13 protein-coding genes and 2 pseudogenes are annotated in these 26,197 nt (G+C 31.7%); 4 read left to right on the top strand and 11 right to left on the bottom strand.

Annotated elements, in window-relative coordinates; translation table 11 throughout:
• Nucleotides 1-287 precede the first annotated feature (287 nt).
• Nucleotides 288-3,239: a hypothetical protein gene (locus QZV12_RS00220; RefSeq protein ID WP_295615663.1), complete on the bottom strand. Its 2,952-nt coding sequence runs from the start codon at nucleotides 3,237-3,239 to the stop codon at nucleotides 288-290.
• On the opposite strand from QZV12_RS00220, the gene QZV12_RS00215 reads away from it, so the two are divergent.
• The gene (locus QZV12_RS00215; RefSeq protein WP_295615457.1) at nucleotides 3,168-3,395 is read left to right on the top strand and encodes a hypothetical protein; all 228 of its coding nucleotides are present in this window, start codon (nucleotides 3,168-3,170) and stop codon (nucleotides 3,393-3,395) included. The two genes, QZV12_RS00220 and QZV12_RS00215, sit on opposite strands and share 72 nt — an antisense overlap.
• Nucleotides 3,396-3,397: 2 nt before the next feature.
• Here the strand turns inward: QZV12_RS00215 and QZV12_RS13590 are convergent.
• From QZV12_RS13590 to QZV12_RS00180, 8 genes and pseudogenes are all read right to left on the bottom strand, one after another.
• A pseudogene (locus tag QZV12_RS13590) lies at nucleotides 3,398-3,574 on the bottom strand (hypothetical protein); the annotation flags it as partial.
• A 38-nt stretch (nucleotides 3,575-3,612) separates the two neighbouring features.
• Entirely contained in the window at nucleotides 3,613-7,608 is a 3,996-nt protein-coding gene (locus tag QZV12_RS00210) for a hypothetical protein (protein ID WP_295615660.1), read from the bottom strand.
• Nucleotides 7,590-11,105, bottom strand: coding sequence for a hypothetical protein (locus QZV12_RS00205; protein WP_366925509.1), 3,516 nt, complete (start codon nucleotides 11,103-11,105; stop codon nucleotides 7,590-7,592). Before QZV12_RS00205 ends, QZV12_RS00210 begins: the two co-directional genes overlap by 19 nt.
• Nucleotides 11,106-11,285: 180 nt before the next feature.
• Nucleotides 11,286-12,704 carry a hypothetical protein gene (locus QZV12_RS00200; RefSeq protein WP_295615455.1) on the bottom strand — a complete coding sequence of 473 codons (1,419 nt, stop codon included), beginning with the start codon at nucleotides 12,702-12,704 and terminating at the stop codon, nucleotides 11,286-11,288.
• Nucleotides 12,682-13,362 carry a right-handed parallel beta-helix repeat-containing protein gene (locus tag QZV12_RS00195; RefSeq protein WP_295615453.1) on the bottom strand — a complete coding sequence of 227 codons (681 nt, stop codon included), beginning with the start codon at nucleotides 13,360-13,362 and terminating at the stop codon, nucleotides 12,682-12,684. The genes QZV12_RS00200 and QZV12_RS00195 overlap by 23 nt, the downstream gene beginning before the upstream one ends.
• 245 nt (nucleotides 13,363-13,607) lie before the next feature.
• A complete protein-coding gene (locus QZV12_RS00190; protein ID WP_295615451.1) occupies nucleotides 13,608-14,027 on the bottom strand; it encodes a hypothetical protein in 420 nt (139 codons plus the stop codon).
• Nucleotides 14,028-15,366: 1,339 nt separating this feature from the next.
• Complete coding sequence (locus QZV12_RS00185; RefSeq protein ID WP_295615449.1) at nucleotides 15,367-16,056, bottom strand: hypothetical protein; 690 nt, start codon at nucleotides 16,054-16,056, stop codon at nucleotides 15,367-15,369.
• A 1,477-nt stretch (nucleotides 16,057-17,533) separates the two neighbouring features.
• Nucleotides 17,534-19,033, bottom strand: a complete 1,500-nt coding sequence (locus tag QZV12_RS00180) for a cobyrinate a,c-diamide synthase (protein ID WP_295615447.1) — start codon at nucleotides 19,031-19,033, stop codon at nucleotides 17,534-17,536.
• Between the two features lie 541 nt (nucleotides 19,034-19,574).
• On the opposite strand from QZV12_RS00180, the gene QZV12_RS00175 reads away from it, so the two are divergent.
• The 3 genes and pseudogenes from QZV12_RS00175 (at nucleotide 19,575) to QZV12_RS00165 (ending at nucleotide 23,316) form a co-directional block, all read left to right on the top strand.
• Entirely contained in the window at nucleotides 19,575-20,690 is a 1,116-nt protein-coding gene (locus QZV12_RS00175; RefSeq protein ID WP_295615445.1) for a radical SAM protein, read from the top strand.
• A 136-nt stretch (nucleotides 20,691-20,826) separates the two neighbouring features.
• Nucleotides 20,827-22,367, top strand: a pseudogene (locus QZV12_RS00170) (2-isopropylmalate synthase).
• Between the two features lie 121 nt (nucleotides 22,368-22,488).
• Complete coding sequence (locus QZV12_RS00165; protein ID WP_295615443.1) at nucleotides 22,489-23,316, top strand: DUF63 family protein; 828 nt, start codon at nucleotides 22,489-22,491, stop codon at nucleotides 23,314-23,316.
• A gap of 484 nt (nucleotides 23,317-23,800) precedes the next feature.
• Here the strand turns inward: QZV12_RS00165 and QZV12_RS00160 are convergent, their stop codons facing one another.
• Both QZV12_RS00160 and QZV12_RS00155 read right to left on the bottom strand, forming a co-directional pair.
• The gene (locus QZV12_RS00160) at nucleotides 23,801-24,466 is read right to left on the bottom strand and encodes a PHP domain-containing protein (protein WP_295615441.1); all 666 of its coding nucleotides are present in this window, start codon (nucleotides 24,464-24,466) and stop codon (nucleotides 23,801-23,803) included.
• A gap of 546 nt (nucleotides 24,467-25,012) precedes the next feature.
• On the bottom strand, nucleotides 25,013-26,068 hold the full coding sequence (locus QZV12_RS00155; protein WP_295615439.1) for a DUF1786 domain-containing protein: 1,056 nt from the start codon (nucleotides 26,066-26,068) through the stop codon (nucleotides 25,013-25,015).
• Between the last annotated feature and the right edge of the window lie 129 nt (nucleotides 26,069-26,197).

The raw sequence follows: 26,197 nt of genomic DNA, 5'->3' as shown, positions 1-26,197 counted from the left end.
ATAAAAGTTTGTTAAATCTAGTATAAAAACAATTAGAAAAAATAGTTAAATCCAATGTAAAAACAAACAGAAAAAAACAGTTTAACTCTTGTATGAAAAATATTAGAAAAAATAGTTTAAATCTAGTATGAAAAATATTAGAAAAAATAGTTAAATCCAGTATGAAAACAATTAGAAAAATAGTGAAGAAATATTAAAAAAATAGAGAAAATGTGAGAAAAAAAAGAAATAAAAATAAAATAATTTTAAAAATGAAAAAGAAAAAGAAGGAATTGATTAGAATTCAATTATTCTCTTTTTCTTCCAAAAGGAACTAATCCTAAAATTGCCAATACAACTAGTAAAGCGAATAATGGATTACCTGCTTTTATGTCAGATAAATCACTTGCGTTTACACCTTTGCCATTAGAACCATGGGATTCATCATATCCAAGATCAGACATGTCAGAACCATTATAATCTGGTTTTACAGGAGGAACAGGTTTCTTAATTACTTCAGTTGAGTTAACAGCTTCATCTGAACCTGTTTCATTTGATCCTGCTTCAACAGTGTTGGTAAAGTTGCCGACTTTATCAGTGTCAAATATTACTCTAAATTCAGCAGATTCACCAATGCCTAAGGTTCCTTTGTAGGTCCATTTATTTACGCCATCAAATGACCATTTACCATTAGCAATATAGCTTGCATATTTAAGACCTGGGAATGATTTTTCAATGACATAAACACCAGTAAGACCACAGTCTCCAGTATTGGTTACACGAATTATGAATTGTGTTTTTTGTCCGGAGTATACTGTTTTGTTTAAAGCGATCTTTTCTACTTTTAAGCTTGGGCTGTAAACATTAGTTGTATTATTGTAGGCAGTTTCGTTACCGGTTTCATCAGAACCAGCAACAACTACGTTGTCAATATTACAGGATTTGGTTGTATTGAAGAATATTTCAAATTCTGCATTTTCACCTGGAGCAAGGCTGCCTACTAAAGTCCATTTGTTTTCACCATCAAATGACCATTCACCTGTTTTATTTGTGTATCTTAAGTAAATGGTTCCGTCAGGAATCTTTTCTTCTACAAATATTCCAGTAAGGTCACAGTCACCAGTGTTTGTTACACGGATAGTGTATGAGGTTACATTTCCAACATAGACAACATCTCCGCTTGCTACTTTGACAATTTCGAATTTAGGACTGTATACGTTTGTAGTGTTATTGTTAGCAGTTTCATTGCCAGTAATATCAGTACCTGCAACAACAATGTTATCAATGTTCATGGACTTGGTAGTGTTATAGATTACTACGAATGAACCAGATTCACCAGGAGCTAAAGTACCGACATAAGTCCATACATTACCTTCATTGTCCCAGCTGCCAATTCTGTCCACATAACCAACATATACAAGACCTTCAGGAGCTTGCTCTTCAACAAAGATTCCAGTAAGATCACAATCACCAGTGTTAGTTACCTCAATAGTGTAACTAGTAGTGTTACCAGCATAAACGATCTCATCGCTTGCCACTTTGACAATATCGAATTTAGGAGTGTATACATTAGTAGTGTTATTATTGGTTGTTTCATTACCAGTCTCATTAGAACCAGCAACAACAACGTTATCAATGTTCATGGATACGGTTGTGTTATAGATTACTTCAAATGCTACTGAATCACCAGCAGATAAAGTACCAACATAAGTCCATTTATCTCCTTCCTTATCCCAACTGCCAGTAGTGTTGACATAGCCTACGTAAATTAATCCTTCTGGAGCTTGCTCTTCAACAAAGATTCCAGTAAGATCACAATCACCAGTGTTAGTTACCTCAATAGTGTAACTTGTAGTATTACCAGCATAAACGATCTCATCACTAGCTACTTTAACAATATCAAACTTAGGAGTGTATACATTAGTAGTATTGTTATTAGCAGTTTCATTACCAGTAATATCAGTACCTGCAACAACAACGTTATCAATATTCATGGACTTGGTTGTGTTATAGATTACTTCAAATGCTACAGTTTCACCAGCAGATAAAGAACCGACATAAGTCCACTTATTGCCTTCTTTCTCCCAAGTACCAGTCTTGTTGACATAACCAACATATACTAATCCTTCAGGAGCTTGCTCTTCTACAAATACACCAGTAAGATCACAATCACCAGTATTAGTTACTTTAATAGTGTAACTGGTAGTGTTTCCAGCGTAAACGATCTCATCACTAGCTACTTTAACAACTTCGAAATCAGGACTGAATACATCAGTAGTATTATTATTGGTAGTTTCGTTACCAGTTTCATTAGAACCAGCAACAACAACGTTATCAATATTCATGGATTTGGTAGTATTATAAATCACAGTGAATGAAACAGTTTCTTCAGGAGCTAAAGTATCAACATAAGTCCATTTGTCCCCTTCCTTATTCCAACTGCCAGTAGTGTTGACATAGCCTACGTAAATTAATCCTTCAGGAGCTTGTTCCTCAACGAAGATTCCAGTAAGATCACAGTCACCAGTATTGGTTACCTCAATAGTGTAACTGGTAGTGTTACCAGCATAAACGACAATTTCATTTGCAATTTTGATAATCTCGAATTTAGGAGTGTATACATTAGTAGTGTTATTGTTAGTAGTTTCATTACCGGTTTCATTAGAACCAGCAACAACAACGTTATCAATGTTCATGGATTTAGTTGTGTTATAGATTACTTCAAATGCTACTGAATCACCAGGAGCTAAAGTATCAACATAAGTCCATACATTACCTTCCTTATCCCAACTGCCAGTAGTGTTAACATAGCCTACATATACTAATCCTTCAGGAGCTTGCTCTTCAACAAAGATTCCAGTAAGATCACAATCACCAGTGTTAGTTACTTCAATAGTGTGACTTGTAGTATTACCAGCATAAACAACTTCATCACTTGCTACTTTAACAATATCAAACTTAGGACTGTATACATCAGTAGTATTATTGTTAGTAGTTTCGTTACCGGTTTCATTAGTACCAGCAATAACCATATTGTCAATATTCATAGACTTGGTTGTATTATAAATCACAACAAATGAAACAGATTTGCCAGGAGCTAAAGTACCTCTATAAGTCCACTTATTGGCATGTTTATCCCATGCGCCAACTCTATCTACATAATCAATGTAAACTAATCCTTCAGGAGCTTGCTCTTCAACAAATACGTTTGTAAGATCACAATCACCAGTATTGGTTACCTCAATAGTGTAACTGGTAATGTTTCCAACGTAAACGACTTCATCATTAGCAATTTTAACAACTTCGAAATCAGGACTGAATACATCAGTAGTATTATTATGGTAGTTTCGTTACCAGTTTCATTAGAACCAGCAATAACCACATTGTCAATATTCATAGACTTGGTTGTATTATAGATTACTTCAAATGCTACTGAATCACCAGGAGCTAAAGTACCAACATAAGTCCATTTGTCTCCTTCCTTATCCCAGCTGCCAGTAGTGTTAACATAGCCTACATATACTAATCCTTCAGGAGCTTGCTCTTCAACAAAGATTCCAGTAAGGTCACAGTCACCAGTATTGGTTACTTCAATAGTGTAACTGGTAGAAAAGTGTATTCTTTCATACTATATCACCCCATAATATAATTGGTTACTTCAATAGTGTAACTGGTAGTGTTACCAGCATATACAACTTCATCGCTTGCCACTTTAACAATATCGAATTTAGGACTGTATACATTAGTAGTATTGTTATTGGTAGTTTCGTTACCGGTTTCATTAGAGCCAGCAATAACCACATTGTCAATGTTCATGGATTTGGTTGTGTTATAGATTACAACAAATGAAGCAGATTTGCCAGGAGCTAAAGCACCAACATAAGTCCATTTGTCTCCTTCCTTATCCCAAGTACCGGTTCTGTTTACATAATCAATATAGATTAATCCTTCAGGAGCTTGCTCTTCAACAAATACATTTGTAAGATCACAATCACCAGTATTAGTTACTTCAATAGTGTAACTTGTAATGTTACCTGCATAGACAACCTCATCATTAGCAACTTTAACAACTTCGAAATCAGGACTATATACATTAGTAGTATTGTTATTGGTAGTTTCATTACCAGTTTCATTAGAACCAGCAATAACCACATTATCAATATTCATAGACTTGGTAGTGTTATAAATCACAACAAATGCTACTGAATCACCAGGAGCTAAAGTACCTTCATAAGTCCACTTATTGCCCTGTTTATCCCAGCTGCCAACTATTTCTACATAATCAACATATACAAGACCTTCAGGAGCTTGCTCTTCAACAAATACTCTTGTAAGATCACAGTCACCAGTATTGGTTACCTCAATAGTGTAGCTGGTAATGTTTCCAACATAGACGACTTCATCATTAGCAATTTTAACAACTTCGAAATCAGGACTGAATACATCAGTAGTGTTATTGTTAGTAGTTTCGTTACCGGTTTCATTAGAGCCAGCAATAACCACATTGTCAATGTTCATAGACTTGGTAGTGTTATAAATCACAACAAATGAAGCAGATTTACCAGGAGCCAAAGCACCAACATAAGTCCACTTATTGCCATGTTTATCCCAAGTACCGGTTCTGTTTACATAATCAATGTAAACTAATCCTTCAGGAGCTTGTTCCTCAACAAATACATTTGTAAGGTCACAGTCACCAGTGTTAGTTACTTGAATTGTGTAGCTGGTAATGTTTCCAACGTAAACGACTTCATCATTTGCTATTTTTACAACTTCCATATCTGGAGTGAAAACAACAGACATGTTTCCACTTTCATTTGTGCTGTTTTCAGTTTGGTCTGAACCGTATGTAACTACATTGGTGTAGTTTCCAGATTTTGTAGTATTGAATATTACAACAAATTGGACTACTTCTCCAGGAACTAAAACGCCATTGTAAGTAAATACATGGGTCTCTTCATCATATGTCCACTTGTTGCTTTCATCAACAAAGTCAACATAGACCAATCCGTCAGGAGCTTGCTCTTCAACAAATACGCCTGTAAGGTCACATTCACCTGTATTGTTTACAACGATTGTGTATTCAGTAAGGTTACCTGCGTAAACTGTTCCATTGTTTGCATATTTGCTTACTGTTAAGTTTGGATTAGTTACTTCAGTAGTGTTGTTTGCAGTTTCGTTAGGAGTTTCATCAGATCCTGCAACAACTACATTGGTAAGGTTTCCAGCTTTTTCAGTATCAAAGATTATTGTGAGGTTAGATGATTCGCCAGCAGCTAAAGTTCCATCGTAAATCCACATATCTGCTCCATTAAAGAACCATTTGCCAGATTCGGATATGAAGCTAGAGTAAGCTAATCCATCTGGAATCTCTTCTTTCACGAATACGCCAGTTAAGTCCTCATCACCATTATTTGTAACTATGATGACAAACTCAACCTTTTCTCCTTTTTTGACAGTGACATTATTTGAAACCTTTACAACTGTCAAGCTTGGGTTGATTACTGTTGTAGTGTTGTTTGCAGTTTCGTTAGGAGTATCATCAGAACCTGCTACAACTATATTGGTTAGGTTTCCTACCTCAGTGGTATTGAAAATAATTACCAATTCAGCAGTTCCGCCATACTCTAAATTGCCTGCAAGAGTCCATTTATTTCCTTCCTTATCCCAAGAGCCAGTCTTGTTTACATAGTCAAGATAGACTAATCCTTCAGGAATTTGCTCTTCAACAAATACGCCAGTTAAATCTTGATCACCGATATTTGTTACTACAATAGTGAATCCAACAGTTTCTCCTACTTTAACAGTTTGATTTCCGATAATTAATTTTTCTACAGTTAAGCCAGGGTTTGAAATGACAGTAGTGTTGTTGTCTGCAGTTTGGTTTTCAGTTTGGTTGGAACCTGCAACGATAAGGTTAGTTAAGTTACCTGTTTTGGTAGCATTATAGATTACTGTAAATTCAGCAGTTCCGCCAAGCTCTAAATTACCTGCAAGAGTCCATATGCCACCATCCTTATTCCAATTGCCTGTCTTGTTCACATAGTCAAGATATACCAATCCTTCAGAAGGTCTTTCTTCAACAAATACATCTGTAAGATTGGTTTCACCAGTATTTCTAACTACAATTGTAAATTCAACTGTTTCACCATATTTGACTGTTTGGTTGTTGGTGATTTTTATTACTTCCATTCCAGGAGCAAGAACAGTTGTTGTATTGTTTGCAGTTTGATTTTTGGTTTCATTGGAGCCGACAACGATCACATTGGTCAAGTTACCTATTTTAGTAGCATTATAGATTACTATAAATTCTGCAGTTTCATTTGCATCTAAGCCACCTGCAAGAGTCCATTTGTCAATGCCATCATATGTCCAATTGCCTGTCTTGTTGGCATAATCTATATAGACTAAACCTTCAGAAGGTTTTTCTACAACAAATACATAATTCAATGTAGTGTTTCCGGAATTCATTACACGGATAGTGAACTCTACATTTTCACCAGGAGCCACAGTGACATTATTGGTAATCTTTTCAATGATTAATCCTTGTACAAGCACTGAAGCATTTGCAGTGGTATTGTTGGTATCACTGCTTCCACCTGTAGCAAAGTTAGTGAAGTTACCTACCTTGCTTGCATTACATACCACTAATATTTGAACATAATTTCCACTTAGCAAATCTCCATCTAAAGTCCATCTATGCCTTCCATCATCACTGACTGAATGAGACCAATTTCCTCTAAATGAAGTATAGCTGTCATATACTAAACCATCAGGAATTGTATCCTCTATAAATATTCCAGATATGTTTTTAGGATTTGGACCAATAGTTGCAGTAGAAACAACAATTCCAAAGATTACTTGATCCCCTACTGTTACAATGCTTGAACCATTGACAAACTTATAGGTATATGTTTGATAATCAGTCACATTTGTGAAATTGGTAGACTGATTGCTGCCTCCAGTATTTGAATGTACATAAGCAGTATTTAACATTACACCAACTTGTTTTGTCCTAAATGTCACCATAAATGATGCAGAGGATTGAGAAGCCAATGGACCATTTAGCTTCCATTGTGTGGAACCTGTTCTTGTCCAGGTACGATCTCCCATATTTTCCCAGCTTATGATTTCAAGATGATTGCTAGAGAAACTTTCTTCAATGTATACCGGATCTACAGAACTGTTTCCTGTGTTTGATGCAATAATGAGGAATCTAACAGTGTCGCCTAATTCAACTACTGGATCTAAACTGATTTTTTGAACTTGTAAAGACCAGCCTGAAATGTTGGTAAAGTTAGTTGAACTGTTTGAACCGCCGCCATTAGCATGGACATAAGCAGTGTTATATGCATTTATGTATGGACTAGTAGCATTAAATACTACAACAATACTTGCAGAAGCACCACCAGGCAATGGACCATTCAACTTCCATGTGCTGGAGCCTGTCTTGGTCCAATTATAATATCCAGAATTATACCAATTAAGATAGCTTAATGCACCGCCATTATAATTTCCATCTTCAATACAAACCGCATTACAACTACCGTTACCTGTATTTGTAACTGTAATGAGGAATTTTACTTCATCACCAACAGATACATTTGTATCTAAAGTAACTTTTTGAATTGTAAAGAATAACCTGAAATGTTGGTAAAGTTAGTTGAACTGTTGGAGCCTCCGTAATCAGAATGAACATAAGCAGTGTTAGATGCCATTGTGTATGGATTAGTAGCATTGAATACTAAAACAATACCCTCAGAAGCACCACCAGGCAATGGACCATTCAACTTCCATGTGCCGCTGCTTGTCTTGGTCCAATTATAATATCCTGCATTATACCAATTAAGGTAAGTTAATGCATAACTGTTATAGCCGCTATCTTCTATATAAACATTATTACATGGCCCTTCTCCTATTTTCTTCTGCGGAACGCATCTGTGACTGTTTGTCATATAAACATTATTACATGGACCTTCTCCCGTATTGGTTACAGTAATAAGGAATTTTACTTGATCGCCAACAGATACATTTGCATCCAATGTGTCTTTCTTGATTTGTAAAGACCAACCGGAAACATTGGTATAATTTGTGGACATATTGACAGGACCAACATCTGAATGGACAACTGCAGTATTGCTTATCATAGTACCAGCATTGGTAGCATTATAGACAAGAATAATACCTGCAGAAGCACCTCCTGCTAAAGGACCATCTAATTTCCAAGTGTAAGTGCTAGTTCTGGTCCAATTATAATTATCAACAGAATACCAATTAATTAATGGGAAATATCCGAAGGTATCATCTATGAAAACAGGGTCAACAGAGGAATTACCATAATTTGTTACGGTTAAAAGCCATTTCACTTCATCACCAATAGTTACATTGGTATCTAAAGTAATTTTCTTGATTCCTAAATTAAATGCATTGATAATAACATCAACTGAATCCAACTTATAAGGAACTTCATATGTAGTTACATTGATGGTATTTGTTTCAATGACATCTTCAGGAGAGTAAGGAGAGGCAATGCGGAAAATCACATTGAATGTAGCTGTTTCATTTGGCTTTAAAGGTCTGTCAAGGTACCAAACCAAACTATCATTGTCCTTTATCCAAGCCTCATCAGTTCCATTGAATTTGGAATTTGTCCAATTTACATATTTTATGTAGCCATGTTCAGGAATATCGTTAACAGTTACATTGTGTAGCCAAATAGGGCCAGTATTTGTTACTGTAATGGTATAGTTGATATAATCTCCGTCTTCTCCACGCGTGACGTTAGCTACCTTATGAGGTTCAAAGTCTGGAAGTGGGAAGTCTCCGCAACCATTGACCAATATGAGATTTTGTCTGGTTGTAGGATGGATGAATGTATAGAAAATACCACAATACCATGTACCGTTAATCCAATTGTCACCATCATTAAGAACAGTGGTTGGATCATTTACAACATCTATAATGTATTGGACATCTGGGTTTTCACTGTTTCTGTAATCCTTGTCAGTGAATTCAAATATTAATTCCTTGATGTTCCAGAAAGTAAGTTGCTCTTTTAAGAGTATGGCAACCTTAATGTAATCTCCAACATATGAGCCATCTAAGCTGTTTCTGACATATGTTAAATTATGGATTGCAATACCTGTAGTACCATTGATTTCCCAAGGCATTGAATTGTTCATTTCAATACAATATCCTTCACTGAAGAGGATTTCACCATTCAATGGAGATACAAAGTAATGTCCATTATAGTTTAGGGTTACATTAAGCTCATCGCCATTGTAAACATATACAGAACCTTCAGGTAATGTATTGTTTATCAATACAGTGTAATTTGTAGCAATCACATGATCTGTACAATTGCAGATTCCTGTAAAGTTCTCATCTTGACAGTGACAGTCTTCACCACAGCATTCATAGCCATCAAGACTACAGTTGCATGTATAGTTGGTTAGATTATAGTTGTCCAAGAATACAATAGATTTTCCCACTGTAGCATTGTTGCCAATGTATGTGTTGTTGATGATTGTATCGTTTACTGTTAAAATAGCTCTACCATGGTAAGCAGAGTTATTGATAAATCTGTTGTTTATGATTTGAGATCCGTTTGAACCTACTGCACCAGCATATATGTGAGCAGTGTTGTTTATGAAAGTGTTGTTTATAATAGTATTGTTTTGACCACCTGAACTTAATGCACCGTCACCATAGCGGGTAGCATTGTTTCCTATGAAAATGCTGTTGGAGACTGTGCTGTTAGAGGCATACAATACAACTGCACCACCAGCTTGAGCAGTGTTGTTTATGAAGCTGCTGTCTAAAATATTGAATTGGCTGTTGTTGTATAGGTTTTCAGCAAACACATTGTTATAGTCTACAAAGATTGCTCCACCTAATCTACCTGAGTTGTTGATAAATGTAGAATTAGCCATATCAACAGGTCCGGTCTTATTGGTAAATATTGCTCCCCCTTCATTTACTGCAGAGTTGTTGATGAATGTATTATTGGTGACATTGAGATTACCTACATAAGTCAATGCTCCACCTCTGTCTCCTGCAGTGTTGTTGATGAATGTAGAGTTTACTAAAGTACCGTTTTGGCCAGTCCAATATACAGCACCACCATTTACAGCTGCAGAGTTGTTTACAAATGTTGCATTTGTTAAACTACCGTTGGCTCCACTCCAGCTTACAGCAGCGCCGCTACCGACTTTATTTGCATTTGCAAATCCAATATTGGAAATGTTTACATCAGTTCCATTAACATCAAATATATATCCGGAATTGTTTGCATTTATTGTAACATCACCTAAACCTGTTATGTTCATTGGTTTTGTAATGTTCAAGTTGCTTTCATTGTAAACACCTTCATTGATGTATATTGCAGGAACAACATCATTTTGGGAAGCAGCCTTTATGGCTTGCTCAATAGTTGCAAATGGATGATTTTGGGAACCGTCATTATTGTCATCCCCATCCTCTGAAACATAATAAGGGCCATAGTAAGGTTCGCTCAAGAAAGTTAAAAGACCAGTTTGGACAGTGTAATTATTATAGTCATAATAGGTATAACGATCTGTTTTATAACTTCCGTTAACAAGGTATTCACCAATTCCTGGAGTAGTAACGCTTAAAACCAAATCATCTGTAAGGTTTACCATAGAAGCGACTTTAAGAGCATTCAAAGTAAGATTTACATACCCTCCTGCAATTGAGTTGCCGTTATCATCAACTAATTTTACGCTAACATCGACACTGGTTTGACCTTCTGGAACAACTACAGTTTGATTGTCCATTAATATTAAAGTTGTTCCATTGAGGGATCCCATATTGTAAATGCTTCTTCCCATGCTTGCGTCACAATCTTTAATGGTATTGTTGGATAAGGTTAAATTACGTCCGTTATTATAAATCGCTCCACCATAAATGGCAGCAGTATTGTTTATAAATGTAGAATTGCTTAATCGACCATTTTGACCATACCAAGAAATTGCACCACCATTAGAAGAACTGTTACCATTTACAAAATTAATATTGGAAATGTTTACATTAGTTCCGGAAATGTTTAATATGTCATTTTTATTTTCACCATCAATAGTAACATTACCCAATCCTGTAATGTTCATTGGCTTGGTGATGTTTAAATAATTTTCCTTGTAGGTTCCTTCCTTGATGTAAATTACAGGAACTACATTGGTTTGGTTAGCTGCTATAATAGCTGCTGCGATGCTTGCAAATGGATGCTCCTCATCACCGCTATTGCTGTCATCCCCATCTTCAGCTACATAAAATGGACCATTATAAACTTATCCCCAATTGATTACACCTGTTTTTGAAGTGTAATTATCATTATAAGCCCCTGCAGAATAATGATAATAATGAGGAACGACCAAGTATTGTCCTTCACCAGAATTATTAATGGTTACAGAAACAATATCATAGTTAGATTGACCACTGCCCACTTTGGTACTGTTTAAGGTAACATTAATATATCCACCATATATAGGGTTGCCCATATCATCAGTTACATTTACTGTACATTTAATGCTAGGAAGAGATGAGCTGACAGTTGTATTGTTTAAGATAGTAACTACAGCACCATTGATAGAACCATAAGAAAAGTCGGTGGCAATATATCTTCCATAGGTACCGTTTGTATTATTGATTTCATTGCCGGATAATGTAAGATTATAACCATAATTATAGATAGTTCCACCATAATAACCATTTGAATTGTCAAATGAATTGTCTAATAAACGACCATGGTAACCTTTCCAATAAACAGCACCACCATAAGTACGAGAGGAATAAATTGAGGTTACAGTACTATTGTCAAATGTGGAGTTGGCAAGGGTACCCTTATCACCAGCCCAATAAACAGCACCACCATAAGCATAATATGAAGAACTGGTAGTGTTTGCCATACTGTTTTCAAATTTAGTATTGTTTATAAGACCATTTGCTCCAGTCCAATAAACAGCACCACCAGAAGCAGTTGAATAATTTCCAACTACATTATTATTCAAGAAGCGGGCATTGTTTAAGGTACCGTTTATTCCAGTCCAATAAAGGGCACCGGCAAAAGATGTTGATGATGAAACAAAATTTCCATTGGAAAATTTGATATTGGAAATGTTTACATTAGAACCGGAAACATTCATGATTCTTCCCTTATTGTCGGCGTCTATGGTTACGTCACCTATACCAGTAATATTCATTCCGGCAGGTACACTTAAATCATATTCATGGTAGGTGCCTTCGTTAATGAATATTGCATGAGTGTTATTGGAAACCGCTGCAGCTTTGATGGCTTGTTCAATTGTTGCAAATGGATGATCAACATCCCCATTGTTGCTATCGCTACCATTGGTAGCTACATAGAATGGACCAGTATATGGTTCAAGGAAAGTAATGACTCCAGTTTTGACAATTGTATTCAATGCACCAGTATAATTACCATTTACAAGATAAGTGCCTTCACCTGGATTTGAAACAGCAATGCTTACATCACCATCAGTAATGCTGACATTTCCAACTCTGGTATCATTCAAATCTACAGGTACAATTTTACCGAAAATTTCATTTCTCATATCATCGGTAACCAAAACATCAACATCTACAATAGATGAACTTGAGTTGATAGTTTCATTATTCAATAATGTTAAATATACTGTATTAATATTTGCACTATTAGAACCATAGTTATTGAATATTTTTTTTACCATATGTAGCATTGGAATCTGTAATGGTATTGCCAGACAATGTTAAATTATAACCCATATTATAGATAGCTCCACCATAAACTGCACTGGTGTTAACAAATCTATTGTTTTCTATAACGTTACTAGGTCCGCTTATATAGATAGCTCCACCATAATATGAATAGGTATCAATAAAGTCATTGTCGCTTATATTGGCATAACCGTTTATTGAAGCAATAGGACTGTATGTTGCACCAGTATAGCTAGAGCTAAGGTTACGGAAAGTGTTTCCGCTAAGGGTAGAATTGCTTCTCTGTAAATTGATTGTAGGGGCATAAGCAACTCTATTATAAAATAGATTATCACATATTGTAGAATTACTGTTATCAGAATTTATTCCATAATTAGAATTGAAATCATGGAATTCATTGCCAGATATATTTGCATTAGAGTAATTTAATAGGATTGGATAATTAGAACTTTTTGCAAATTCGCTGTTACTGATAGTAATATTACTACGGGTAGCGTTAATGATAGGGTAATAAGTAGAATAAGATATATTAATAAACTTACTCTTATCAATTTTAACATTAGAACCAGTGATATTGATTAAGCGATATCCATAACTTGTATTGGTAAAAGTACATTCTGTAACGTTAACATCTGAATTTGTAATTCTCAAGAATACAGCATTATAGCTATAGGTAGAGTTGAATATTAATCCTTGGATTTCTATATTGGAACCTGTGATATTCCAACCTGCATAATTATTATAAGAATTATTATAGAAATTTATTAAAGGTTTTGCTCCATCATATGCTTTAATGGTAATGTTCTTGTTTACAAATGCAAGATTGTTATTTGCAGGTCCTGTATAATTGCCATTTCTTATAATTATAGTATAATGCTCATCTCCGGTAATGCTATCTAAAGCTTTCTTGATTGTATTGAAGACCTTAATAGAGATCCATCACCATCATCAGGACCATATGGACTTACATATATTACATGATCATCTTCCCCTAATTTATTAGAAGATAGAAGATTTTTAGAATCGACAGTCTTAGATGATGAATCCATTACATCATCATTTTCTATTATATTCTCATTGGATTCAGTTGCAGGAACCGTTTCCGTGATGCTAGCATCATCAATAGAAACTTCCTCTGGGATATCATCCACATGAGAATCTACTGTAGATATATCTGCTACAGTTTCTGTAACAGCATTATTGCTTTGTGCAGTATCATTTGAAACAGAATCATCTGCACTTACGGCAGATAATGATACTATTAAAAACAATAGCAAAGCAATAATAAATATCTTTTTTCTATATTCTTTTAACATATTTTCAAGTCTCCTCCTAAGAGAAAAGATCAACACAATCATGCTGATCGAAAGTTTTCATAAATAATCATAATTGATTGAACAATTTTCAATAAAATGTTATAATTACATTAGCGCAAACCATTGTTTTTCATGTTTTTTAAAAAAATTTACAATATACTAAAAAAATCATATACAATAGATATTTTTTTAGATTTATATAAACCTTATATTTGCAACCCAATTATCCAATTGAGAAATTTTAAAACTATTTTTTTGAAAAAAATTTCTAGACCAAAAAAACATGCAATAAAAAAATAAAATGGATATGCGAATGTAAATATATTATTTAATTTAATTAAGCCCATATATAAATCTTTGTAAAAATGCCTAATTTTCCCAAATAAAAACAAAAATTGACACAATAAAAAAAAATACAAGCAGACAATCCATTAAATACAATATACAGAAAAAATTATCGAATAAGTAATAAAAATTTCAAAAATTATACAGGAGAAAAAAATATCATTTTGTTTGAATGCCATAGAACAAAAAATAATTTTTTAATCTGCAGAGCTAAAAAAATTTAAAAAAAATTAGAAAAAAATTTGAATCGAAAAATGGAAAAATGAGAAAATTTTTTCTAAGATCATGAAAAATTGATGATAATATCATTTTTTTAATAAAAAAATTTGAAAAAAGCATCATTTTACCCTTGAGTTGTAAAAGTTAGAAAATGATATTGAAATGAAATTAACTTAATTGAACATTGATATTATCATTCAATTTCATTTTTTTAAAAATTTCAAAATTTTACACTTGAAATACATGTCATAAAAATAAAATGAGTTATCAGAAAATTATTTGATATTATCATGTAAACACAATTTACAGTTGAAATAGACGTCTAAGAGTTACAAAATGGCATTTGAAACTATAAAAATTTGAATGAATATGAAAAGAATATAAAATGATTATAAAATGAGTTATCAGAAAATATTTTGATATTAACATTAAATTTTTTTTAACAGATTGAATAGCTGAAAAAGTAGACTTGATTCTTAATATTGAATAAGAAAAAATTTATAAAAATTATGTTAATGCAAACAAGATAAGAAATGAAATATGAGAAAAAATTAAAAAAAAATTATGTTAATGCAAATAAGAAAAGGAATAAAATATGAGAAAAAATTAAAAAAAAATTATGTTAATGCAAATAAGATAAGAAATAAAATATGAGAAAAAATTAAAAAATATAGACCTATCCTAAAAGCAGCATTAGGAAAAAAGAAGATTAGATATGAAATAAAGAGGTAGACTGTTAAAAATTAAAAAAAAAATAAAGAGAAAATAAGAAAAATTAACCTTTATTTTCTGCATCAAGAACATAAGTTTCCTTAGGTTCATCTATTTTTAAATCGCTGCCATCAGGGATTCTGTTTAACAAACGATCCAAGAAACTTCTGTTTTTATATCTATCAATAAGAAGCCTATCAACTGTAATGACTTTATCTTTATATGCAATTTCCTTAAGGCTATCCTGAAGCTGTTGATTGACTACATTCAATTGACGATCCTTTTCCAGAACAAGTTCATCATGTCTTGCCCTTTCCTTTAGAATATCTTCTTGGGCTTTAGCTCTGGCACTATCTGTCTTTTCCCTTTCCACTCTGATTTCCTCATTGGCCTGTGAAAGCTGCTTGTCCTTTTCATCGATAATATCATAACATTTTTGAATGGATTTTTTATTTTCTTCAATCAAATCCTTGATTTCCTGATTTTTCTGGGCTATTTCCTTATTATGCTCTTCGATTACATTATTGACATTGGAATTTGCTTCACTGCGGCTTTCCTTTAAATCAGAAATGGTCCTATTGTGGTCCTCAATTTGATTTTTTAAATCGTCTATCTCATCGAGGTAAGATTCATATTCACTTAACCTAAGGATCATTACCTTTTCTCCACCTTCAAAATTATCCTTTTTTGAAAGGTCAATACGGTAAGTGAAACTGTTACCTCTTTTATACTGTTTTACTTCTTTTTCTAACATAATTATTCCTCAAAGAAGATTAAATACAAATCATAAAGCATTACAAAAAAATTATAATATTAAAATTATAATATTATATATGAAAATCATTGCATATAAACTTGCCTTTAAAAATAGGATATGATAACTCAATGTATATGATATGATAATGAAAATTATCAATTTGAGTTACAAAATTTTTCAAGTGGAAATCTTTAAAAAAAATAGGAGTATTGGAAGAGATAAAATTCAAAGAAATAAAAATTGATGTAATGTTTTGATAATAACATGAGTGTTTTTGATAAAAAAATTGAGTTAGCAAAAGATGGTTTTGACTAATAAAAACAAAAATTTTTGAAAAGTACCATTTCAAGTGTAAAATTTGATGATGAAAATCATTAAAAAATTAACTCATTGAAAAATATTTATCCCAGATGATAATATCATTGATGAAAAAATGAAAAATAAGCTCAATTGGACTAGATCAAGAAGGTGAAATAAGTGAAAAAAATGAAGAAAAAAATAAGAAATTATTGTACATCAATGTATAAAAATATAGCATGTAATATCATTGAGTTAAAATGTAATGTAAAATATATGAAAAATAACATCATTGAGTCATCATGGAATAAGAAAACATAATATTTTAAATATAAAAATAAGATTAAATTAATTTATATTAAGAAAAATAATAAAAAAACTCACGTTTAAGATAAAATAAAAAAATTTAAACCATTTTAAAAAAATGAAATTTTTCTCCCAAAATCAGGACAAGATCCAAATTTTTCAAAAAAAAAAGTATTCCTGAATCTGGAAAAATTTCTAAAAAAAATCAAAAATTTTAAAATTTTTAGAGGAAAAAATGCTAAAAAAATATACTGTAGAAAATAATGAGTAATAATTTTCTATAAAAGATATATGAAAAAATATACAATAAATTTTAAGAAAATATGAAATTTGAAAACAATATAATTTGTTGAATGTGAAACGAAAAATTAATAAAGTTAGAAAAGTGTTGAAGAAAAAATGAATTTTTTTAGAAAATAAAAAAAAATTTTTAAGATCTTAAAAAATATAATGAAAAATATGTAGGAGAAAATTCCAAGAAAAAATAAAAAAATGTATAAAAATTATTTGAGAAAATAATAAAAAATAATAAAAACGATTTATAAAATTTTAAAAAATATTGAGATAAAATTTAAAAAAAAGATTTAATATAATAGAAAATATTTTAGAAAAAATATTAAAATAGATTTTAAAAAAATATTAAAAAATGGTATAAAAAATATATTGAAAAAAGATTTCAAATATAAAAAAATAGTATAAAAAATATATTGAAAAGAGATTTGAAAAAATAAAAAAAATATAAGAGAGATATGGAATATATTTCAAAAAACAAAAAAATAGTATAAAAATATATTGAAAAAAAGATTTAGAAAACTAAAAAAAATAGTATAAAAAACATATTGAAAAAAGATTTAGAAAAATAAAAAAAGAATCATATATCTAATTCATCTATGTTTCTTGTAAAGTTATAAGCAAAGTTAGGACAAGAACATGCATGAATGTGAATATAGTTAGCTAAAGTATTTCTCACACTAACTCCATCCATTTTATCAAATACACCTCTTCCCCTCAAAACATCAAATACAAGATCTTTTGTGCTGTCAATATTTAGTTTGGTGTAGTGGAACTCATGTGCTCTGAAAATGTCTCCCTTATCTGAAATAAGGTTGTCCCTATTGGATCTCGCTACAACATAATTCAGCCCTTGAACTCTTGGAGTCATTTCTGAACTGTATGGAATTGCATTAACCATACCTAAACCATCGATAGATTGGGATAAATAGATCAATCCGCCACATTCACCATAGATTGGCCTGTCTTCATTATGGAATTTATTGATTGATTTTAACATTGTTTCATTTTCAGACAAATCCTTTTTGAATACTTCAGGATATCCTCCACCAATATAAAGAGCATCCACATCTGGAATTTCCTCATCCTTATATGGGCTGAATGGAACAATCTTTGCACCATTATCCTCAAGGGATTCCAATGTTTCCTTATAATAGAAAGTGAAAATCTCATCTAAAGCCACACCTATCTTAAGTGGAGTCTTGTTACCTGTTTTCCATAGCTCGCCAGGATTGGAACCATTAGTTACCTCAAGATTGATTGCCTCATTATGTTCCTTATTGAATTCATCCTCATGAATGGATAAATCAAGGTGAGGATGATAAGCATCCCCGTTATTAGAATCATCTTCAAGTGATTCCATAGCTTTATTTTGATTGTCTTTTACAGCAGATTTGCTTGATGTTTTCATTATATCCTTTAAGGCATCAAGGTCTATATATTCCTCAGCTATTTTTCCCCAAAGCTCAATATTCCTATTGATCTTTTCCTTCTCAAGAGCAGGTACCAAACCAAGGTGTCTTTCCTCTACTGCAATCTCTTCATTACGTGGAATGCCACCAATTACTGGAACATTAGCTAATTTTTCAACAGACTCTTTAGCCTTTAAATAGTGTCTCTGACCCTTAACTTTATTTAAAATAACACCTTCAATACGAATTTCAGGGTCAAGGGCTTTAAAGCCCAAAACAACCGCAGCAGCACTTTTAACTAAACTGCGAGAATCCATAAGCAATACAACTGGTGCATCTAAGGCTTTTGCGATAGAAGCTGTATTTCCTATGTCGCTTATAGGACTGATTCCTTCATATAAACCTCTTACTCCTTCAATGATCCCCATCTTGGAATTGGATATTTTCATTGCTCTTTCAAAAGATTTGACAATCTGAAATTCATTCATGAAAAAGGAATCCAAATTACGGGATACGTTGCCTGTAGCAATGGTATGGTAAGATGGATCAATAAAATCAGGGCCAACTTTAAAGGGTTGAACATTTTCATCTTGAAGCGCTTTCATAATTCCAGTTGAAATGGTTGTTTTTCCTACAACACTTCCAGTTCCAGCTAGTACGACTTTCATAATATTAGATTATCAGATATTTTATATAAAATTTTCTTATTTAGAATTTGATTTGCTTTAATTTTAAAGGGATAATGAATAAAAGTATTAACAATAAGGGATTTTAATTAAAAAAAGTAATATTAAAAAGGAAAAGATAAAAAGATAATGAATATGAAAAATGAAAGAATAGAAATTAGAAAAAATAAAGATACTATTCAACATTTTGTTTAATAATAAAACATATTTATTTAACTGATTAATTAAAAAATATTAAGTAAAAATATGAGTTAAATATTAATTAAAAAATCACAGTTAAAAAAATATTAGTTAAAATATTATCTAAAAATATTAGTTAATATTATTAAATTTAGTTAAAAATATTATCTAAAAATATTAGTTAATGTAAGTTAAATATTAGTTAAAAATATTATTGGCAATATTAGTTAAAAAAGACGCATATTTTAAAAAGTTTTATAAAAAACCAAATATTATAATAATATAATTAATAAAAAATTTTTAATTAATAAAATATTAAATCATTAAAAAAAACGAGATTAGTATGTCTACATTAGAAAAAATGCAAGTATTGGCAGATAGTGCACAATATGATTTATGCGATTATGTTAGCCATAGCAAGAGCTCTCAAATAAATCTTCCAGGAATATACAATGCAACTGGAAAAAATGGATGCAAAATCCCTCTTTTTAAAACTTTGATGACAAACAAGTGTAAAAACGATTGCAAATACTGCATCAACCAAAGCAAACGTAACTTTACAAGGCTTGAATTAAGTCCTGAGGAACTGTCAAGAGCATTCCTCCACTATTATAACAATGGATATGTAAACGGACTTTTCCTAAGTTCAGGGATATCTAACAATGTAGATGAAACAATGGAAAAGACCATTGAAACTGCAAGAATCCTAAGAAAGGACTATGGATATGATGATTATATACACTTAAAGATCATTCCAGGAGCATCAAAAGACTCTATAAAAAGAGCAATGAGCTTGGCAAATAGGGTAAGCCTAAACATTGAGGCAGCTACAAAAGACGGCCTTAATGAAATCACAACAACAAAGGATTACAACAAGGATATCCTTAAAAGGTTGGATTGGATGAATCAGATAGGCAGAAGGAATCCAAGCTTTGCAAAGTCTGGACATACAACACAGCTGATTGTTGGAGCCAATGATGAGACAGACCTTGAAATACTGAAAAGGATGGAAAGCCTTTATAAAAAAGTAGACTTGAAAAGAAGTTACTTCAGTGCATTTTCACCAGTTGAAGGAACAGAATTTGAAAAGAAAGAGAGCTGCAACACTGATAGAACCGCCAAGCTTTACCATGCAGATGCATTATTGAACCTTTATAAGTTTGATGTGAAGGAACTTGTTTTTGACGATAACGACAAGCTATATCTGAACGAGGATCCTAAAATCCTTGCTGCAAGGGAAATGGATATCTTCCCTGTAGAAATTAATCATGCCCCTTACAATCACTTGATACGTGTACCTGGAATAGGAACAAAATCTGCAAGGACAATTATGACAGTGCGTAAAAACAAGCCATTTAAAAAAATGGAAGAACTACAAAGGATAGGAGTTGTCATCAAAAGGGCAGAGCCATACATTAAATTGGATGGAAACTATCAGACAGCTTTAGATAATTATTAATTAAGTCAAATAAATGGAAATGAAAAACAAAAAAATTTTTAATATGGGTGTTAAGATATAATAAACTAATAAAAGTAATAATTAATTTTAAAATCACTTATATAGAAGTCAATATTGAATCTATAGAGGTAGGCATATGTTTGCAATAAATATGGAAGATGCAAAAAAGGAATTGAAAATACCAGATAAGATACTTATATTTGATACAACATTAAGAGATGGTGAACAATCTCCAGGGATAGCGTTAACAGTAGATGAGAAAATCAGAATAGCCCAAGCATTAGATGACATAGGGGTGAATAAAATAGAAGTAGGTTTCCCTGCTGTATCTGAAGGGGAAATGGAATCTGCAAAAAGCATAGGGGATTTAGGTTTAAATGCAAATGTAAGTGGTCTTGCAAGAGTTGTAGAAAGTGATATTGATGCTGTTATTGATAGTGGTTTAGATTATGTTCACTTATTCATAGGAACTTCCCCTCTCCACAGAGATTATAAGCTAAAGAAATCTAAGGAAGAGATTATATCACAAGCCATAAGAGCAGTTGAATATGCTAAAGACCATGGCCTTACTGTGGAATTTTCTGCTGAAGATTCTACAAGAACAGAATTAAATTACCTAATAGAATTTTATAAGGCAGTGGAAAATGCAGGTACAGACATCATAAATGTGCCGGATACTGTTGGCATACTAACACCTGCCACAACAAGAAAATTGATTAGAACACTTAGAAAGAAAATAAACATTCCTATAAGCCTTCATTTCCATAATGACTTTGGGCTTGCTGTAGGCAATTCAATTATCGGAGTGGAAGAGGGAGCAAATCAGGTCCACTGTACTATAAATGGTATTGGCGAAAGAGCAGGAAACACATGTCTTGAAGAACTTGTAGTTAGCTTAAAAATAGCATATGGTGCAAATATCGATGTGGATACTACAAAATTATTCAACACTTCAAATTTCATAGGATCCATAACTAACATAAAATTGCCTCCAAACAAACCTATTGTAGGAGAAAATGTCTTTACTCATGAATCTGGAATACATGTTGATGGAATATTGAAAAATGTAGCAACCTATGAACCTATTCCTCCTGAAATAGTAGGGCACCAAAGAAGAATAACCCTTGGTAAGCACACAGGTCGTGCAAGCATCAAATCCAAGTTGGATGCACTTCATTTAGATGTCACATCAAAGCAATTTGAAAATATTTTCAAACAAGTCAAAACTCTTGGAGATAAGGGAATATGTGTTTCAGATGAAGATTTGAAATCAATCGTTATTACAGAACTCGCTACAACAGGCAAAGAATACATCAAATTGCTTGGACTTAATGTGATGACCGGAGAATCTGTATCTGCAACTGCAACCGTCAGACTTTCCATTGAGGTGATATTTTAGAAACCTCTCAAATAGGAGTTGGTCCTGTAGACGCATCCATTGGAGCGATAAAAACACTTGTAAAGGAAACTGTTGAAATAAACCTTGATGAATATAGGCTTGAGGCAATCACTGGCGGTACCGATGCAATGGCAGAAACTTTCGTAGTGGTTTCAGATAATGAAGGACACAAAGCTACAGGAAGAGCTACCCAAGAAGATGTAATCATGTCAAGTGTGATTGCGATTATCAATGCTACAAATAAGCTATTGAATGTCATTGATGAAAATAAAAATTAAAAACTCTTATCATTAATAAAAACAAGCTTAAAAATTATTGATGAAAATAAAAATAAAAAAATATAAAAAATATTTAAAGGACAAATTAACCTTTAAATAATTGAATAAATAAAGTGATAAAATGGCAACTATAGATAGTTTTCTTCCTGATTTCATACAATCATACTTCTTTTCAGGATATACTGTATTAAATACAGTTATCTATACACTTATTCTAGTCATTTTCATACTTGCAATAATAAAGCTCTTTAGAAAAATAAAAATAGATCCATTATCAATTCTTTATTCAATAATACCATTTATTGCTCTTGGATGTTTAACCAGAGCATTAGTGGATAATGGGATATTTCCAAAAACCGTTTTTTTAATTACCCCTGAAATTTATATTTTAGTTGGAATGATAAGCATCATATCATTTATGTTTAGCTTGGAGTTATATAAAAGGAAAAATATTGATTACAGATACACATTATTTGCAATTGGATTGATATTGATCCTGCCTATCCTATATTTTATACCTCAATTAAATGTCAAGCCTATAATTTATATTTTTGCAACTTTCATTGCTGCAAGCCTGATTGTTCATGTTCTATTGATTATTGGAGAAAAAATATTCAAAAATTATTCGTCAATAGTAGAATTAGTTTCTAACAAAACAAACAGGATTATACTTATGACTCAATTGTTTGATGCATCCACAACTATTGTTGCAGTAGAACATTTCAACTACTATGAACAGCACGTTTTGCCAAATGTTCTAAATCAACTGTTTGATACATATTTCACAGTGTTCCCTATGAAGATTATAGTTATACTTTCAGTATTATACATAATCAACCAATATTTTGATGACTTGACTATAAAAAATCTATTAAAATTAACAGTATTTGTATTAGGATTAGCACCTGGATTGAGGAACATTTTGACTTTAGTTATAGGTGTTAGTTAATCAAAAATTTTTGATCTTGAAACTAATTTTATATTATTCGATAATAAAAAAATTATATTTTTAAATTTATGAATTATGAAATTTGACTTCAAAATTTTATATCGAAAAAAATTAAAAATTTAGAATATAGAAAATTATTTCAACATTTTAATATCGAAAAAATTATAAATATTTTCAAATTCATGAATAAAAAATTTCAACATCCAAATTTTTACCAGCGAAAAAATTATAATATTTTCAAATTCATGAATAATATATTCTAACTACAAAATTTTTACCAGTGAAAAAATTAATCCAATTATGAATAATGAAATTTTATTTCAGAATTTAGAAAAATGAAAGATCAAATTTCAAAATTTCTCGAAAAAAAATAGACTAAAAATATATTAAAAATATATTAAAAAAAATAATGAATTAATTCCTAAATAGAATATTTTGTAAAAATAGAATTTTTTTATAAAAAAGACAAAATACAAAAATAAATTTATTCATCTCTTTTTGGATATCTTTTTAGGACTTTTTTTACAAAGACTTCTTTGCCTATTAGGAAATTGCTTGTTCTATGACCCATTGCCTTGCAGCGTCTATGTTTAATTGCCTTTAAGATTCCATCTACAGAATCATCACCTTTGGTATTCACATCTGTATAAGCATCTCCAATAGATTTGAGGAAATGGGAATCGCTTGCACCTAATGTAGCAAGTCTTTTGTTATAGGCTAAAGTTTCAGCTTGCTTATTGGAGTATCCAAAAATATATCTTGCATTTTTTGTTTCCACTCCATCTACAACAAGATTCTTGTCAACATTGCAGAAAAGTCCATGTCTATAATATGAAAATGGATGTGGGACAATAGCTAGTCCTCCAGCATCATGGATTCTATCTACAGTTTCTAATGCAGAGAATCCTTTAGGAATTATTTCATCTACACCTAATCCTAAAATATGGCCTTTGTCTGAAGAGACTTCTATTGAAGGCACTACAATAATGTCTTCAGCATGTTCTCTTGCAATTCGAGACCCCTTTATTTCATTATGATCACTGATTGCAATAGCATCCAAGCCTATTTTTTTTGCTCGTGCCAAAATGTCAATAGGTTCTGAACGAGCATCTCCTGAATAAACACTATGAATATGTGGATCAAATTTCATATTATTCCTCGTTATTGTATACTAAAAATTAAATTAAAATTTACTTGTCTTCAATCTTATATTAGTATTAATAATATAAAAGTTTTTAATAAAATTATTAAAAAATATTGGAAAAATATTAAAAAATCATCAAAAAAATTTATTGTATATCGATAAAAAGTTGCAGGGAAATGATAAAAAAACATAAAAAAGTAAATGAAAATGAGGTTAAAGTAACAAGAAAAAGGATAAAAATCATCAAAATTTTTAAGAGAAGGATAAAAAAGTAACAGAAATAGGGGAAAAACAATAAAAATATATTTAAAATCAGAAATATTAGACAGAAATAATAAAAAATGACCAGATTTTTTTAATGAAAGCAATTTTTTAACTATGAGGTAATAGATTTATAATAAACCTATAAAAAAAATGTTAGAAATATGTTAAAATCAAATATGAAATATAGATGAAACAACTAAAAAATAACAAAAAAATCAAAAATTCTCAAATAATAAAAAAATTAAGAAAAATTAAGAAAAATAATATATTTGATATATGGGGAAAACATTATTTTCTTAAAAATTCCATTGATTTTACAAGACCAACAGTTCCAGTCATCATAACATCTCCTCCAGGAGCTGCATGATAATAGTCAAGATTAGTTCCTTCAATCAATGCTCTCTTAGGACCTGCAACAATTACTTTTTCTAAGTTTGAAATAGGATTCAATGCAAATGCGCCATGTCCTCCTTCATCGTGAACATCTTCATGCTTGATTGTTCCATCTGCTAAGGCCAAAACAAGCTCTTCAAGTCTTTCAGATGAAAGGTCTCTTGTGTGGTGTTCAAATACACCTTGGATTTTACCGTCTTCAATGGATGCTGCAGTAGTATGCCCATTTCCTATATCCATTACTACATAGCTGTTGAGCTTTGAAACTTCCTTATCGTAACAGACACCAGCAAGTGAAGCAAACTTAGTATCCATAAGAACAGGCTTAAATTCCGGATTGTCTTTAGCCAATGATTTGATTACAGATTGCATTCTTGTAAAGTATTCAGGAACCTCTTCCATTTCCATAGCAAATGATTCAGGAGGAAGTGGCTCAGGCAATTTTTCCTTGATCTTTTCAAATCTAAAGTCTCTGTCTCCCATATCTTCACTGTATCCATGGTCTTGTACAGCTACAATAAGCTCATCCACTTCAAGGTCCAAATCAAATGAGCGGAATATGTCAATCAAATGATTTACATCTACATCCTTTAAAGATATTTTAGTGAAATCAGCATATTTTGGATCTGTTTCAAATGCATTTTCATCTGCTACTTCAAATCCATAGGATTTTACTTGATCTATATTGTCACGTATTGTTCTTGCTGCCAAGTCTTCAAAAACAACTTTATATCCTTTTTCCATATGCTCAATACATCTATCCTTGATCTTTCCCCCACCCATAATGACTCCGTCAAAGTAAATGTCATTTTGACATTGGGAAATCAATTGTCCAACAGTCAAATGGGGAGATGGAATGACCAATTTCATAGAATTTTCAATCTCTTTTTCTGTATCATACAACAAGATATCTTCTGTACCTGTTCCTACATCAATAGCTAAAATTTTCATAGTTTTCTATTTGTTTTAAAAATATTTAAATATTATTTTTATTATTGAATAAGAATTATTTTAAGGATATTTTTAAAAAATAAGTATGAAAAATTCTTTTTATTAAAAAAATCACTTTTATTGAAAGTT

Source organism: uncultured Methanobrevibacter sp. (assembly GCF_902769175.1).
Classification (GTDB): Archaea; Methanobacteriota; Methanobacteria; order Methanobacteriales; family Methanobacteriaceae; genus Methanobrevibacter.
The sequence above is the reverse complement of the archived record's forward strand: the minus strand, read 5'-3'. Positions and strand labels throughout refer to the sequence as shown.